We start from the raw sequence: 13,013 nt of genomic DNA, 5'->3' as shown, positions 1-13,013 counted from the left end.
GGCCGGCACTCTAGGCGCGGGACGCGCCGTCGCGTCGGCCGAAATCGCGCAGGATGTCACCCGCGCCGCGTGACAGCAGCTCGTCCGCGAGCGCCTCCCCCAGCCGCTCCGCCTCCGGCACGGGGCCCCGCACCTCGCCGCGCACGACGTGCGTGCCGTCCGGACGGCCCACCAGGCCGCGCAGGTGCACCTGGCCGTCCACCACCGTGGCATGGCCCGCCAGAGGCACGGAGCAGCCGCCCTCCAGCTTCGCCAGGAAGGCGCGCTCGGCCCGCACCGCGCCGCGCGTGGTGAGGTCCTCCAGGGGCGCGAGCAGCGCGCGCAGGTCCGCGTCCTCGCCGCGGCACTGGATGGCCAGCACGCCCTGCCCCACCGCGGGCAGGCTGTCCGCCACGGGCACCACCTGCGTGATGTGGTGCTCCAGACCCAGGCGCTTGAGGCCCGCCGCGGCGAGCATCGCCCCCGCGAGCCCCAGGTCGCGCGTCTTCTGGAGCCGCGACTGCACGTTGCCGCGCAGCGAGACGATCTCCAGGTCCGGGCGGCGCGAGCGCAGGATGCAGCTGCGGCGCAGGGACGACGTGCCCACCTTCGCGCCCGGCGGCAGCAGCTCCAGCGTGTGCCCGTCCGGGCTGCAGAACGCGTCGCGCGGATCCTCGCGCGCAGGCACCGCCGCCAATATCAGACCGTCCGGGAACACCGACGTCATGTCCTTGAGGCTGTGCACCGCCACGTCCGCACGGCCGTCGAGCAGGGCCTGCTCAATCTCCTTCACGAACAGCCCCTTGCCCCCGACGGCGGACAGGGGCGCGGACAGGAAGCGGTCACCCTCGGTGGTCATCTCCACCAGCGACACCTCCAAACCCGGGTTGTGCCGGGTGAGCAGCGCCGCCACGTGGCGCGCCTGCCAGAGCGCCAGCGGGCTCTGCCGCGTCGCGATCCGCACGGCCTTCATCGCCGGCTCCCGGTGGCCACCACGTTCGCCAGCGGCACGGCCTCCGGCTCCGGCGCGATGGCGGCGGCCTCCTCCTCCGTCAGGCCGAACAGCTCCGCGGCGGCGCCCGCCAGGCGGTTGCCCTCTCCCTGCGGCCCCACGGCGCGCAGCCGCGCGGTGGGCTCATGCAACAGCTTGTTCACGATGGCGCGCCCCATGGCTTCAATGCTCTTGCGCTGCTTGTCGGACAGCCCGTCGCCCAATCCCAGCAGCGTGCGCTCCACCTCCGCGCGCGCGATGGCCTCCGCGCGCTGCCGCAGCCGCGCCAGCACCGGCATGCCTTCGCGCAGCGCGCGCTCCCGTGCGAAGCGCGCGACCTCCTGCGCCACCAGTCCGCCCGCCTTGTGCGCCTCTTCCGCGCGCTGGGCGGCGTTGTCCGCGACGAACTTCTGGATGTCATCCACGTCGTACGCGTGCACCCAGTCCAGCGTGCCCACCGCCGGGTCGACGTCGCGCGGCACCGCCAGGTCCACCAGGAACAGCGGCCGGCCCCGGCGGGCCTTGCCCAGCGAGCCCACGTTCTCCCGGGTGAACAGCGGCACCGGCGACGCGGTGCTCGTCACCACCACGTCCGCGGACAACAGCAGCGTGAAGAGTTCCTCGAAGGGCCGGGCGACGCCGCCCACCTGCGCCACCAGGGCCTCCGCGCGCGCCAGCGTGCGGTTGGTCACGATGAGCTTGCCCGCGCCCGCGTTCATCAAGTGCCGCGCCGCGAGCTCGCCCATCTCCCCCGCGCCCACCACCAGCACCGTCTTGTCCTTGAGCCCGTCGAACACCTTGCTCGCCAGCTGCACGGCCGCGGACGCCATGGACGTGGCCGCGCGCCCCACGGCCGTCTCCGTGCGCACGCGCTTGGCGCAGCCGAACGCCGCCGCGCACGCGCGCGTCAGCTCCCCGCGCACCGCGCCCGCGCCCTGGCCCCGCTCGAAGGCGTCCTTCACCTGCCCCAATATCTGGGCCTCGCCCAGCACCATGGAGTCCAGGCTGGAGGCCACGCGGAACAGGTGCACGAGCGCCGCCTCGCCCTGGTGTTCGTAGAGGTGCTCCAGCGCCTCCTCGCCCCCCAGGGAGCGCAACGCCTCACGCGCGCGCTCCCGCGCCTGCTCCGCGGTGGGCGCCGCCAGGTACACCTCCACGCGGTTGCAGGTGGACACCCAGAGCGCCTCCACGGGCGCCTGGGCCAGCCGCTGCAACAGCTCTGTCTGCCGGGCTTCGGGCAATGCCAGCCGCTCCCGGATGCCCAGCGGGGCGGTGCGATGCGAGACGCCGATACAGATGAAATCCATGGCTACGGCATCCCCGGGCCAGCGGCGGACAAGTCGTAGGACGACAGGAAGGACACCAGCACCAGGCAGAAGCCGGCCATGGTGAGCAGGGCGACGCGACGACCGCGCCACCCCGCGAAGATGCGCGCGATGACGAGCGCGGCGAAGACACCCCAGGCCACGAACGTCGCCAGCTGCTTGGCGTCCAGGCTCCACGCGAGCCCGGGCACCGTGGAGACGAACAGCGCCCCCGTCGCCAGCGTCAGCGACAACGCGATGAAACCCCACACCACCAGCCGCCGGTTCAGCGTGTCCAGGAACTCCAACGAAGGCAGCCGCGCGAAGAGCAGGCCGAAGTGCTTGGCCTTCACCTGCCGCTCCATCAGCAGGTACATGACCCCCACCCCCGCCGCGACGCCAAAAGCCGTCATCCCCAGCAGCGCGATGGTGACGTGCACCGGCAACAACGGCTGACGCACCGCGGCCGGGAGCGGCGCCGGCCCGCCATGCAACAGCATGCCGACGAGCAGCACCGCCACCGCCAGCGGCGTGAGGAACGCCCCGATGACCGGCTTGCGGTAGCGCATGTCCAACGCCAGGAACAGCGCCAGCAGCAGGAAGGCGAAGGCGGACATGCCCTGCGCGGGCCCCACCGGCCGGCCTCCCTGGGCCCCCAGCAGCTCCACCAGCGCGACGCAATGCATCAGCAGCCCGGTCCCCACGAGCACCCGCCCGGAGACGGCGAGCACCTGCGACTGGCGCACCAGGTACGCAAGGTAGACGAGCGCGGCCAGCCCGTAGGCATGGCAGGCAAGAGAGACGAGCATGTGGCTCATGGCGGCAGGCTCATAACCCCGGCCGAGGAGGCATTCAGCCCGTCCTCAGCCCATTTTGTTGAGAATGAAGGCCGCCAGCAGATCGGTCTCCGAGTTGGGCTTGCGCTCCGGCGCCGGCGCGCCCACTTCCGCGACATAGCCCGGAACGACCTCGTAGGCGGAGTCCCCCACCAGGATGGAGTCGGCCATCTGTTCGGCCCCCAGCCGGGCGAGCTGCTCCTCCGTCTTCACCTTCGACACCAGCTGGTGGGTGTCCTCGCCGGACACCAACTGCAGGACGTGGACGGCGGGGGTGAGGGGCCAGTCGGTCCCTCCCTCGGCCGCCACCACCAGGCGGCCCTCGCGCAGGTCTGCTTTGTCCGCCAGCGCCCACTCCTCGAGCTGCGCCTGGGACAGAAAGAGCTTCGTCACACCGTTCAGTCTACACCAGCGCCCCACCGGGCGGGCTGTGAAATGGGTGCAACCCCCCGGCGCCCTCCGCATCCGTTGTGGCGGGGGCCGGGCCCGCTCCCGCGGCTTGCGGGGCCCCCGGACGCGTACTAACAGGGCGCCCCGTCGGCAGAGTGTGGACCGCCCGAGGAGACGACATGGCTGGCGAAGTGCAGGAAATCAACGATGCGAACTTCCAGCAGCAGGTGCTGGACTCCCAGGAACCCGTGCTCGTGGACTTCTGGGCCACCTGGTGCGCGCCCTGCCGGGCCATCGCGCCCTCCGTGGATGCGCTGTCCACCCAGTACAAGGGCCAGGTGCGCTTCACGAAGATGAACATCGACGAGAACCAGGACACGCCCCAGAAGTTCGGCATCCGCTCCATCCCCACCCTGCTGATCTTCAAGGGCGGCAAGGTCGTGGAGCAGATCGTCGGCGCGGTGCCCAAGTCGAAGATTGAAGACGCCGTCAAGAAGAGCCTCTAGCCGCACGGGCGGACGAACCCTCCCGTCCCGCCCTTCACGTCCCCTCCCGCCGATGACGCACCGGGCCCCGCTCTGGCCCCGCGCGCGGTGCGAGGGGACGTGTCGCGTCCGGCCCCCTCCAGCCGCGGGCACGGACGGCAGAAGACACCCGCTTGTGACAGCTCACGCGTTCGTTCTGTCTGTAGAAAGACAACTCACCGGGACCGTAAGGGCTTTCACGTACCGGGTGCCAAACGCCCCTCGAGAGAGCCGTTTCTCTGGTGTTGAGACAAACGCCCTGACAGGACGGGAGGGCGATCCTCCCGTCGTGTTTTGTTCAACAGACATTGAAATTACATTGCGAGTCAAACAAGACCCCAACGTGTCTTGTTGACAGAGTTCGCCACACCAGACACAAGGCAAAGGTACACGCCTGTCTTGATTGGCGAGTTTCAACAGGAGTTCTTCATGGCACGCCTTCGCAAAGAATTGACCTCACAAGCGCCGCTGACCCCTGCCCTCACGTCGTGGGCGGAGGCGTTGGGTGACGCCATCGGCCGCGGCATGCTGCGCGCGCTGAACACGGGGATGCCGGCAATGGGTAGCGTGGCGCCGTCGCCGGGCAACGGCGCGGTGATGGCGGGCCGCCGCCGGGGCCGTCCTCCCAAGACGGTGGCGGGCGGGCCGGTGCCCATGGATCGCCGCTGCACGGTGAATGGCTGCACCCGCGAGCAGCGCTCCAAGGGCCTGTGTTCCGCGCACTACCAGGCCGAGCGTCGGCGGCAGATCGCCACCGGCAAGCCCGCCTGAGCGTCGGGGGACCTACTCGCCGCGCCAGGGATCGCCGGGCGTGGTGGCCTTGAGCAGCTCCCAGGCCGCCATCACGTCGATGACCCGCTCCAGCTCATTGGGCAGGGAGCGGGCGCGGGCGGATTTGAGATAGTCCTCCGTGAAGGCCCGCAGGCGCGCGCCCAGGAAGAGCCGGGCCAGCGCCACCTCCGTCTGACCGGAGAAGTCCAGGAAGCGCAGGGCGAAGCCACTCTTGCCCTCTTCCTCCGGACCCCGCTCCTCACGGACGATCTCCGCGCGGGTCTCCACGGGCGCCGCGCCCTCCTCCAGGGCGAAGCGCGCGCGCAGCACGGTGCCCATGGGCAGGAAGAACGTGCTCGCCAGGAAGGCGCCGCTGACGCTCACGTTGATGGAGACGAGGTTGGCGGAGAAGCGCCGGCCTCCCTCCCCATCCTCCATCCAGAGGTCGAAGTGCGTGGCCAGCTGCGCGCGCGGGAAGTGCCGGTGCTCCGGCTCGCCCTGGTTCATTTCGATGCGCGGGGCCACGCCGGGCGTGGGCACGACGCGCGAGGCCGCCGGGCCTGCCCCAGGCCCCACCGGCGGGACGAACGCGCGCGGCGCCACCGCGCCCCCCAGCTCCCGGACACCCGGGCTGGCCTTCACGGCACCCTTCCTCTGCACCATCGAAGCCTCCGGCCGTCGTCAGAACATGTGACGGCGCATGCTGATGTTCACCAGCAGCCCGATGCACAACATCACCGACAGCATCGAGGAGCCGCCGTAGCTCATGAGGGGCAGCGTGATGCCCGTCACCGGCAACAGGCCAATGACCATGCCGATGTTTTCGAACACCTGCCAGAAAAGTGTGGCCACCACCCCCACCGCAACGAACGCTCCAAAACGGTCCCGCGCGCTGAAGCCCACGCCCAGCCCGAGGATGAAGATGCCGCCGTAGAGCAGCAAGAGCAGCAAGCATGAGAAGAAGCCGTGTTCCTCGGCCCACACGGAAAAGATGAAGTCCGTGTGCTGTTCCGGCAGGAAGCGCAGCCCTGTCTGGGTTCCCTCGCGCCAGCCCTTGCCGGTGAGGCCGCCACTGCCCACGGCGATCTTCGACTGCGCGGCGTGGTAGCCGGAGCCGCGCAGGTCCGCCTCTGGATCCAACCAGCCGGAGATGCGCTGGCTCTGGTGCTTCTTCAGGTGGTGGCGCACGACGGTGGAGCGCGGCTCGGGCATCTCCCGCACGTAGTCGTTCCAGATGATGAGACCGCCCACCAGGACGCCCAGCACCAGCGTGCCGGCCAGGTACCAGCGCACCTTGCCGAAGAGGATGACGGTGCCGGAGGACAGGAAGATCATCAGCGCGGTGCCCAGGTCCGGCTGCACCAGCACCAGCACGAAGGGCACCATCACCACCAGCACCGGCTTCCACAGGCGCATGAGCCCGTAGGACGGTTGGTTGGGCTGGAAGTCGTCGTGGTAGACCTTGGCGAGCATCAGCACGACGCCAATCTTCATGAACTCCGCGGGCTGCAGGCGGAACGGGCCGATGACGAACCAGCTCTCCGCGCCCTTCGCCGTGTGTCCGAAGACGCGCAGCGCCAGCAGCGCCAGGATGTTGGCCACGTAGATGGGGAAGGCCATCCGCTGGATCCAGCGGTAGTCCACCAGGCACACCATCATCACCGCGCCCAGGCCCACGGCCAGGTAGAGCGCCTGGCTCGTCCAGACGGGCGCCATGGGGGGCCGGGACGCGGACGCCAGGTTCCAGATGCCCAGCAGGCACACGCCCAGCACGCACACGACGAGCCCCCACGGCACGTGGGGCATCATCCGGCGCTCAATCCGCAGTTGCACTGTCGTCTCCGGTTTCCGAGGGCGGCTGGATGGGTTCCCCGGGCAGGTTCACGCGGGGTGGCCGCACCACGGCGCGCGTGAGCGTCGTCGTGTCCAGGCTGGGCGCCGGCGGCAGCGACGGGGTGTAGGGCTGGTTGGCGCGGGGCGGCGGGGACGTGGCGTCCTCGGCCTTCAGTTCGAAGTACTTCTTCAGCACGGCCATCGCCGTGGGCGCCGCGTCCACGCCGCCGTGGCCGCCATGCTCGTTGAGCACCACCACCGCCAGCTCCGGCTTGTCCGCCGGGGCGAAGCCCGCGAACCACGCGTGGTCGCGCTCGAAGTAGCTCATCTGGTGCGTCTTCAGGCGGATGGCGCCAATGCGCGCCACCTGCGCGGTGCCCGTCTTCGCCGCGATGGACATCTCCGGCGGCAGGCCCGACTTCAGCTTCGCGCGGTACGCGGTGCCGCCGGGCTCCTGCGCCACCGCGACGAGCCCCTCCACGATGACCTTCAGGTGCGCGGGGTTGATGTCCACCTGGCTCACCACCTCCGGCTTGAACTCCTCCATCACCTGGCCGTCCAGGTTCTCCAGCCGCAGCACCATCTGCGGCTTGTAGAGCTTCCCGCCGTTGGCGATGGCCGCGTACACCAGGGCCAGCTGCAGCGGCGTCACGTTGTCGTCGCCCTGCCCGATGGCGCTGTTGAGCGCCATGCCCTTGGTGTAGCCGCCGGGGGACGCCTTGTCGTGGTACGCGCTGGACGGCATGATGCCCGGCACCTCCGCGACCACGCCGATGCCGGTGGGACGGCCCAGGCCCAGCGACTTGCCCATCTCCGCGATGGGGTCCAGGCCGATGGTGTCCGCCACCTTGTAGAACCACGGGTCGCACGACGCCTTCATCGCGGCCCTGCCGTCCATGGGCCCGTGGCCGCTGTCCTTGTGGCAACGCCAGACGCGCGCGCCCAGCCGGTAGCCGCCGGAGCACTGCACCACCGTCTCCGGACGGAACATGCCGGACTTGAAGGCGGCCAGCTGGGTGATGACCTTGAACGTGGAGCCCGGGCTGTAGTGCTCGGCCGCCACGCGGTTGATCATCGGGTGGAGCGGGTCTCTGGCCAGCGTGGCCATCTGCGACGGCGTCACGCGGCCCGTCAGGAGGTTCGGGTCGAAGCCGGGGCGGGACACCAGCGCCTTGATGAAGCCGGTGTTCACGTCGATGGCCACCACCGCGCCCGTCACACCCGGGAAGGAGCGCTCCGCAGCCTCCTGCAGCCGCATGTCGAGCGACAGCACCAGGTTGCCGCCGGCCGTGGGCGGAATCACTGAATGCTCCCCCAGCTTGACGTTGAGCTCTTCAATCGTCTGGCCGCGTGCGTTCACCACTTCCTTGCGCACGCCGTCCTGGCCCCGCAGCTTGGATTCGAAGTAGCGCTCCAGGCCGCGCCGGCCGATGTAGTCGCCCAGCGCGTACTTCGCGCCGTCCCCGTTGAGGCGCTCCAGCTCCTCCTGGGTGATTTCGTTCATGTAGCCCAGCACGTGCGACAGCACCGTGTCCGCGCGGTAGTTGCGGTGCGGCACGGGCACCACCTCCACGCCGTCCAGGATGTCGCGCCGGGCGTTGAGCCGATCGTACTCGTCGCGCGTCAGGTCCACCCGCACGGGCACCGGCATGAAGGGCGCGTTGCGGCGGCTGGAGCGCACCAGGTCTTCAATCTTCTTGCGCTGGTCGGGGTCCCACTGGAGCAGCTCGCCCAGGCGGGGGATCACCTGCTCGAAGCAGTCCGTGCAGAAGGCGGGCGTCACGAAGGCGTCGAAGGAGGGGCGGCTGTCCACCAGGATGGTGCCGCGCGCGTCCTTGATGACGCCGCGGTCGGCGCGCAGGCGCACCTCCTTCACGAAGTTCGCCACGCTCTTGGCGGCGTACTCGTCGTGCCGGATGAGCTGCAGGCGGTAGAGCTGGATGGCCAGCGCCACCATGCCCAGCGACATCGCCAGACCCAGCCACAGGAAGCGGCGCTTCAGGTCGCGGCCCGGGGTGGTGTTGCCAATCGTCGGAGGCGTCAACGGAGCATCCCCACCGGGCGCTCCTGGGCCACTTCGAAGCGCTTGAAGAGCGGGAAGAGCAGCAGCGCCGCCACGCCCGTGAGCGCCAGCTGCACCGGCATGCCCGCGAACAGCGGCGCCGTGGAGCCCTCCTTCACCGTGAGCCAGGTGAAGAACGTGGCCAGCAGGGCATGGCCCAGGTCCGCGCCCATGGCGAACAGCGCGAAGGCCACCGGGCCGCGCACGTCCACGAACGACGCCACCAGCCGGCCCACCAGGAAGGTGAACACGGCCAGGAACGTGAACAGGCCGGTGGGCTGGCCGCTCATCAGGTCCAGCAGGTAGCCCACCGCGAAGGCGGAGCACGCGCCTTCGGTGAGGCTGGCGCGCAGGGCGAGGAAGGCCACCAGCACCACGGTGACGTCCACGCGGCCCAGCACCAGCCCCGCCTGCTGGACGAACACCGACTCCAATGTGAGCAACGCCAGGGCGAGGGCCACTGTCACCAGGAACTTCATTTCTGCGCGCCTTCCGCCGAGGCCCCGCCGGAGCCCATCTCACTGTAGGGACTGCCCACCACGAGCACCTCCTCCAGACGGCTGGTGTCCACCGCCGGCTGGATGTCCGCGCCCTGGAACATGCCGTGTTCCTTCTTCTCCAGGTGTGTCACCCGTCCCACCACGAGCCCCGGCGGATAGATGCCGTCCGTGCCGGAGGTGATGATGAGGTCGCCGTTCTCCACGTCCTCGGTGCGCAGCATGTTCTCCAGGTTGAGCGGCCCGTTGCCCGCGCCCGCCGCCGTGCCGCGCGCCCGCGAGCGCTGCACCCGCACGGCCACCCGGCTCTGCGGATCCGTCACCAGCGCCACGTCCGCGTAGCCGCCGGTGGAGCGGATGACCTGCCCCACGATGCCGTCCGGCGTGACCACCGACATGCCCCGGAACACCCCGTCCTTCTCCCCGCTGCTGATCCGCACCGACAGCAGCTTCGCCACCGGGTTGACGCCCACCACCCGGGCCGGAATCTCCGGGCCCGGCGCCGCCTCTGAGTAGGCCAGGAGCTTGCGCAGCCGCCCGTTCTCCGAGCGCGTCTCCCCCAGCACCTGCACCGTGGCCCGCAGCTGGAGGTTCTCCAGTCGCAGCGCGTCATTGTCCTGACGCACGCCGCGCAGGTCCAGGTAGTTGCGCACCGTGCCGACGATGCCCTCGATGCCGGCGGTGAGGCCCTGCTGCACGGGTGCCGTCAGGGCGATGACGCCCCGGTCGATGAAGTTCGGATCCCTGCCCCGCCGCCCCCCCAGCAGGAAGGCGCCGAGCGGGTACAGGAGGAGGGCGGCCACGAGGAGGAAGCGGCGGTACCGCTTGAGAAGAGACAGCACGGACGGGGGCTTTCCCGGGGTGGACGGGGGACTGCGGAAGAGGGGGGAAGGGGTGGGCTAAACTCTCTGAATCGCTTGCATTTTCCGGTCTGTTGTCCTAGGCAGTCAAGGCCCGGATGAGGGGGGAATGCAGGTCCACCCCCCACCGGCCGGGCTACCAACAACACGGCGCCGCGAGACCTTCCGCAAGGGTGAATCGCGGGCGCTTCCGACCGTGAAGTGACGACAATGGACGGTTTGAATCTCCGGAAGGTCTTCTCCCTCCTGTTCATCTTCGGCATCGCCGTGGTGTTCACGCTCCAGTTCGGGCCTGGCAGCAACGGGTTCAGCACGGGCGGTGACGCCGCGCCGGCCTCCGCTGGCGCGGCCGCGGTGGTGAACGGCAAGGAGATCCCCCTGCGCGACTTCAGCATGGCCTGGTCGCGGCAGATGAACTTCCTGCGCTCCCAGGGCAGCCCCATCCCGGAGTCGATGGCGCGCCAGTTCGGCATGGACAAGCAGGTGCTCGACCGCCTGGTGAACGCGGAGCTGCTCGCCCAGTCGGCGGAGCGCCACGGCATCAACCCGTCGGACGAGGAGCTGCGCAAGCTCATCCACCAGAACACCGACTTCCATATCAAGGACGGCGGGTTCGACTTCGCGCGCTACCAGCAGGTGCTGCGCGACTTCTACCGCCGCACGCCGCAGGAGTACGAGCAGGAGCTGCGCCGGCAGATGGCCGCGCAGAAGATGCTCGACGTGGTGCGCACGGGTGCCGTGGTGTCGGATGACGAGGTCCGCGCGCGCTACGAGAAGGACGGCAACCAGGCGAAGCTGGTGTTCGCGCGCTTCCTGCCCACGATGTTCGCGGACAAGGTCCCGGCGCCCACGCCCGCGCAGCTGGCGGAGTTCCAGAAGGCGCACGAGAAGGAGATCGCCGACTACTACACGGCCAACAGCTTCGTCTACAACGTGCCGGAGCGCATCCGGGCCCGGCAGATCCTGGTGAAGGTGGCGCCGGACGCGACGGCCGAGCAGAAGGCCGAGGCGAAGGCGAAGGCGGAGGGGCTGCGCAAGGAGGTGGAGGCGGGCAAGGACTTCGCGACCGTGGCGCGCGCCAGCAGCGACGACGACGTCACCAAGGCCAAGGGCGGCGAGCTGGGCTGGGTGGAGCGCAACTCGTGGGACCCCATCCTGGCCAACGCGGCGTTCGCGCTGAAGGCCGGCGAGGTGACGCAGCCGGTGGAGTCGCCGCTGGGCGTGCACCTGGTGAAGGTGGAGGAGAAGCGGGAGGCGCAGAACAAGAAGCTGGAGGACGTGAAGGCGGAGATCGCCACCACCCTCTACAAGCAGGACAAGGCCAGGGGCCTGGCGAAGGCGGAGGCGGACAAGGCGCTGGCGGCGGTGAAGGCCGGCAAGTCGCTGAAGGAGCTGTTCCCGGTCGCCGAGGGCCAGCAGCCGGCGCTGCTGCGCTTCGAGACGGAGACGAAGCCGGAGGCGGTGGAGACGGACAGCTTCACCGCGGCGGGTGACTCCGTGCCGCACCTGGGCCCGGCGCCCGGCCTGGTGAAGGCCACCTTCGAGGCGTCCGCCCCCAAGCCGCTGGAAGAGGTCTTCACCGTGGGCGAGGCGAACGTCGTCGCGCAGGTGGTGGAGCGGGAGAAGCCGGACACTGCGGGCTTCGACAAGCGCAAGGAGGAGCTGCGCACCCAGGCCCGTCAGGCCAAGCAGATTGAACTGACGGAGTCCTTCCTCAAGTCGCTGCGCAAGAGCGGCAACGTCGTGATGAACACCGAAGCCATCGACTCGGTGCTGGGCGCCGCGGGGTAGTCCCGCCGGACAGCGCGGGGTGTTTCAGCGGGCGAAGGGGACCTCCATGCGGGGGACCTCTTCGCCCGTCACGCGTTCAGCGACGGCGACGGCGTCACGCCCCTTGGCCTTGGCCGCGTACATGGCGAAGTCCGCCGCGCGGATGAGGTCCGTGGAGGACGTGGCGTGGTCCGGGAAGGACGCGACGCCGACGCTCGCGGTGAGCGCCACGTCCAGCCCCTGCTCGCGCAGGAAGCGCTGGGCACGGAAGGCCTCGCAGATGCGCTGGGCGATGACGCGGGCCCCGTCGGTGTCCGTCTCAATCAACATCACAGCGAACTCGTCGCCGCCGTAGCGGAACACGGCGTCCAGGTTGTGGCGGCCCAGGCTGATGAGCAGGTCGCCCACCTCCTTGAGCGTGGCGCTGCCCACCAGGTGCCCATGCCTGTCGTTGATGGACTTGAAGTGGTCCAGGTCCAGGAACACGAGCGACAGCGGGTGGCGGAAGCGCGCCGAGCGCTTCACCTCCTGCTCCAATTGCGCGCGCAGGTGCCGCGCGTTGAAGCAGCCGGTGTGCTCGTCGGTGATGGTGAGCTCCTGCACGCGGCGGAAGTTGCGCGCGTTCTCGATGGCGATGGCCGCGTAGTCCGCGATGGCCGTGAGGGTGGTGAGGTCCTCGGGCGTGAAGCCCGGCTCGGTGGGGCCGTTGACCAGCTCGATGACGCCCAGCACCCGCTCGCGCGCCACCAGCGGCACGGCGAGCAGGGAGCGGGTGTGGAAGGCGGAGGCCTCGTCGAAGCGGGGCGCGAAGCTGGGGTCTCCGCCCACGTCGTGCACCAGCCTGGGGGTGGCGGACGCGAACACCGCCCCGGCGATGCCCTCCCCGGGGTTGAGCTGCAGGCCCTTGAGCGCCTCGGCGCCCTCGCCCACCGCGATCTCGAAGTAGAGCTTCCCGCTGCGCTCGTCCTGCAGGATGAGCGACCAGTTGCGCGGCCGGAGCAGCGCGCTGACCTTCTGCATCACCAGCGTGAGGACTTCGCGCAGCTCCAACGTGGAGGTCAGCGCCTTGGCCATCTCATTGAAGGCGGCCAGTTGTTCCACTGTCCGCTTCATGGCCGACAGGAGGTCCGCGGGGTTCATCGGGATGCCCTCCGGAGCGCGCTTCTGCTAAGGCCCGCGAGTCAGGAAACCTGACC

Annotated in this window: 13 protein-coding genes; 3 read left to right on the top strand and 10 right to left on the bottom strand. The window is 69.9% G+C overall.

The genetic code is table 11. The features are described 5' to 3' along the window. Positions 1-10: 10 nt before the first annotated feature. From hemC to OV207_RS23320, 4 genes are read right to left on the bottom strand one after another with little or no spacing between them, the layout of a single operon-like run. Positions 11-952: a hydroxymethylbilane synthase gene (hemC, locus tag OV207_RS23335; protein WP_193429770.1), complete on the bottom strand. Its 942-nt coding sequence runs from the start codon at positions 950-952 to the stop codon at positions 11-13. Beyond that, complete coding sequence (gene hemA, locus OV207_RS23330) at positions 949-2,277, bottom strand: glutamyl-tRNA reductase (RefSeq protein ID WP_267557348.1); 1,329 nt, start codon at positions 2,275-2,277, stop codon at positions 949-951. The genes hemC and hemA overlap by 4 nt, the downstream gene beginning before the upstream one ends. Before the next feature lie 2 nt (positions 2,278-2,279). Then, positions 2,280-3,092, bottom strand: a complete 813-nt coding sequence (locus tag OV207_RS23325; RefSeq protein ID WP_267557346.1) for a cytochrome C assembly family protein — start codon at positions 3,090-3,092, stop codon at positions 2,280-2,282. 45 nt (positions 3,093-3,137) lie between these two features. Further along, positions 3,138-3,575, bottom strand: a complete 438-nt coding sequence (locus tag OV207_RS23320) for a hypothetical protein (protein WP_193429767.1) — start codon at positions 3,573-3,575, stop codon at positions 3,138-3,140. Positions 3,576-3,679: 104 nt separating this feature from the next. On the opposite strand from OV207_RS23320, the gene trxA reads away from it, so the two are divergent. Beyond that, positions 3,680-4,006 carry a thioredoxin gene (gene trxA, locus OV207_RS23315; RefSeq protein WP_193429766.1) on the top strand — a complete coding sequence of 109 codons (327 nt, stop codon included), beginning with the start codon at positions 3,680-3,682 and terminating at the stop codon, positions 4,004-4,006. Positions 4,007-4,453: 447 nt separating this feature from the next. After that, positions 4,454-4,795 carry a hypothetical protein gene (locus OV207_RS23310; RefSeq protein ID WP_193429765.1) on the top strand — a complete coding sequence of 114 codons (342 nt, stop codon included), beginning with the start codon at positions 4,454-4,456 and terminating at the stop codon, positions 4,793-4,795. Between the two features lie 12 nt (positions 4,796-4,807). Here the strand turns inward: OV207_RS23310 and OV207_RS23305 are convergent, their stop codons facing one another. Genes OV207_RS23305 through mreC form a run of 5 tightly spaced genes read right to left on the bottom strand, consistent with a single transcriptional unit; the run spans position 4,808 to position 10,029 of the window. Then, a complete protein-coding gene (locus OV207_RS23305; protein ID WP_420715257.1) occupies positions 4,808-5,455 on the bottom strand; it encodes a PilZ domain-containing protein in 648 nt (215 codons plus the stop codon). Between the two features lie 21 nt (positions 5,456-5,476). Then, entirely contained in the window at positions 5,477-6,604 is a 1,128-nt protein-coding gene (gene rodA, locus OV207_RS23300) for a rod shape-determining protein RodA (RefSeq protein WP_267557639.1), read from the bottom strand. A gap of 7 nt (positions 6,605-6,611) precedes the next feature. Next, positions 6,612-8,672 (bottom strand): penicillin-binding protein 2, encoded by a 2,061-nt coding sequence (mrdA, locus tag OV207_RS23295; RefSeq protein WP_193429764.1) that lies wholly within the window; start codon positions 8,670-8,672, stop codon positions 6,612-6,614. Further along, positions 8,669-9,169: a hypothetical protein gene (locus OV207_RS23290; protein ID WP_267557339.1), complete on the bottom strand. Its 501-nt coding sequence runs from the start codon at positions 9,167-9,169 to the stop codon at positions 8,669-8,671. The genes mrdA and OV207_RS23290 overlap by 4 nt, the downstream gene beginning before the upstream one ends. After that, on the bottom strand, positions 9,166-10,029 hold the full coding sequence (gene mreC, locus OV207_RS23285) for a rod shape-determining protein MreC (protein WP_193429762.1): 864 nt from the start codon (positions 10,027-10,029) through the stop codon (positions 9,166-9,168). The genes OV207_RS23290 and mreC overlap by 4 nt, the downstream gene beginning before the upstream one ends. Positions 10,030-10,257: 228 nt before the next feature. Here mreC and OV207_RS23280 point away from each other — a divergent pair, with 228 nt between their 5' ends. After that, complete coding sequence (locus OV207_RS23280; RefSeq protein WP_267557336.1) at positions 10,258-11,838, top strand: peptidylprolyl isomerase; 1,581 nt, start codon at positions 10,258-10,260, stop codon at positions 11,836-11,838. A gap of 24 nt (positions 11,839-11,862) precedes the next feature. Here the strand turns inward: OV207_RS23280 and OV207_RS23275 are convergent, their stop codons facing one another. Then, positions 11,863-12,957, bottom strand: coding sequence for a sensor domain-containing diguanylate cyclase (locus tag OV207_RS23275; RefSeq protein WP_193429760.1), 1,095 nt, complete (start codon positions 12,955-12,957; stop codon positions 11,863-11,865). Between the last annotated feature and the right edge of the window lie 56 nt (positions 12,958-13,013).

Source organism: Corallococcus sp. BB11-1 (genome assembly GCF_026626625.1).
Lineage (GTDB): Bacteria > Myxococcota > Myxococcia > Myxococcales > Myxococcaceae > Corallococcus > Corallococcus soli.
The sequence above is the reverse complement of the archived record's forward strand: the minus strand, read 5'-3'. Positions and strand labels throughout refer to the sequence as shown.

What these genes read in the sequence shown, in the direction of transcription:
- OV207_RS23280 (WP_267557336.1), top strand. Translation starts at nt 10,258, where the DNA reads ATGGACGGTTTGAATCTCCGGAAGGTCTTCTCCCTCCTGTTCATCTTC.
- OV207_RS23310 (WP_193429765.1), top strand. Translation starts at nt 4,454, where the DNA reads ATGGCACGCCTTCGCAAAGAATTGACCTCACAAGCGCCGCTGACCCCT.
- OV207_RS23275 (WP_193429760.1), bottom strand. Translation starts at nt 12,957, where the DNA reads ATGAACCCCGCGGACCTCCTGTCGGCCATGAAGCGGACAGTGGAACAA.
- hemC (WP_193429770.1), bottom strand. Translation starts at nt 952, where the DNA reads ATGAAGGCCGTGCGGATCGCGACGCGGCAGAGCCCGCTGGCGCTCTGG.
- hemA (WP_267557348.1), bottom strand. Translation starts at nt 2,277, where the DNA reads ATGGATTTCATCTGTATCGGCGTCTCGCATCGCACCGCCCCGCTGGGC.
- OV207_RS23290 (WP_267557339.1), bottom strand. Translation starts at nt 9,169, where the DNA reads ATGAAGTTCCTGGTGACAGTGGCCCTCGCCCTGGCGTTGCTCACATTG.
- rodA (WP_267557639.1), bottom strand. Translation starts at nt 6,604, where the DNA reads ATGATGCCCCACGTGCCGTGGGGGCTCGTCGTGTGCGTGCTGGGCGTG.
- OV207_RS23325 (WP_267557346.1), bottom strand. Translation starts at nt 3,092, where the DNA reads ATGAGCCACATGCTCGTCTCTCTTGCCTGCCATGCCTACGGGCTGGCC.
- OV207_RS23320 (WP_193429767.1), bottom strand. Translation starts at nt 3,575, where the DNA reads ATGCGGAGGGCGCCGGGGGGTTGCACCCATTTCACAGCCCGCCCGGTG.
- trxA (WP_193429766.1), top strand. Translation starts at nt 3,680, where the DNA reads ATGGCTGGCGAAGTGCAGGAAATCAACGATGCGAACTTCCAGCAGCAG.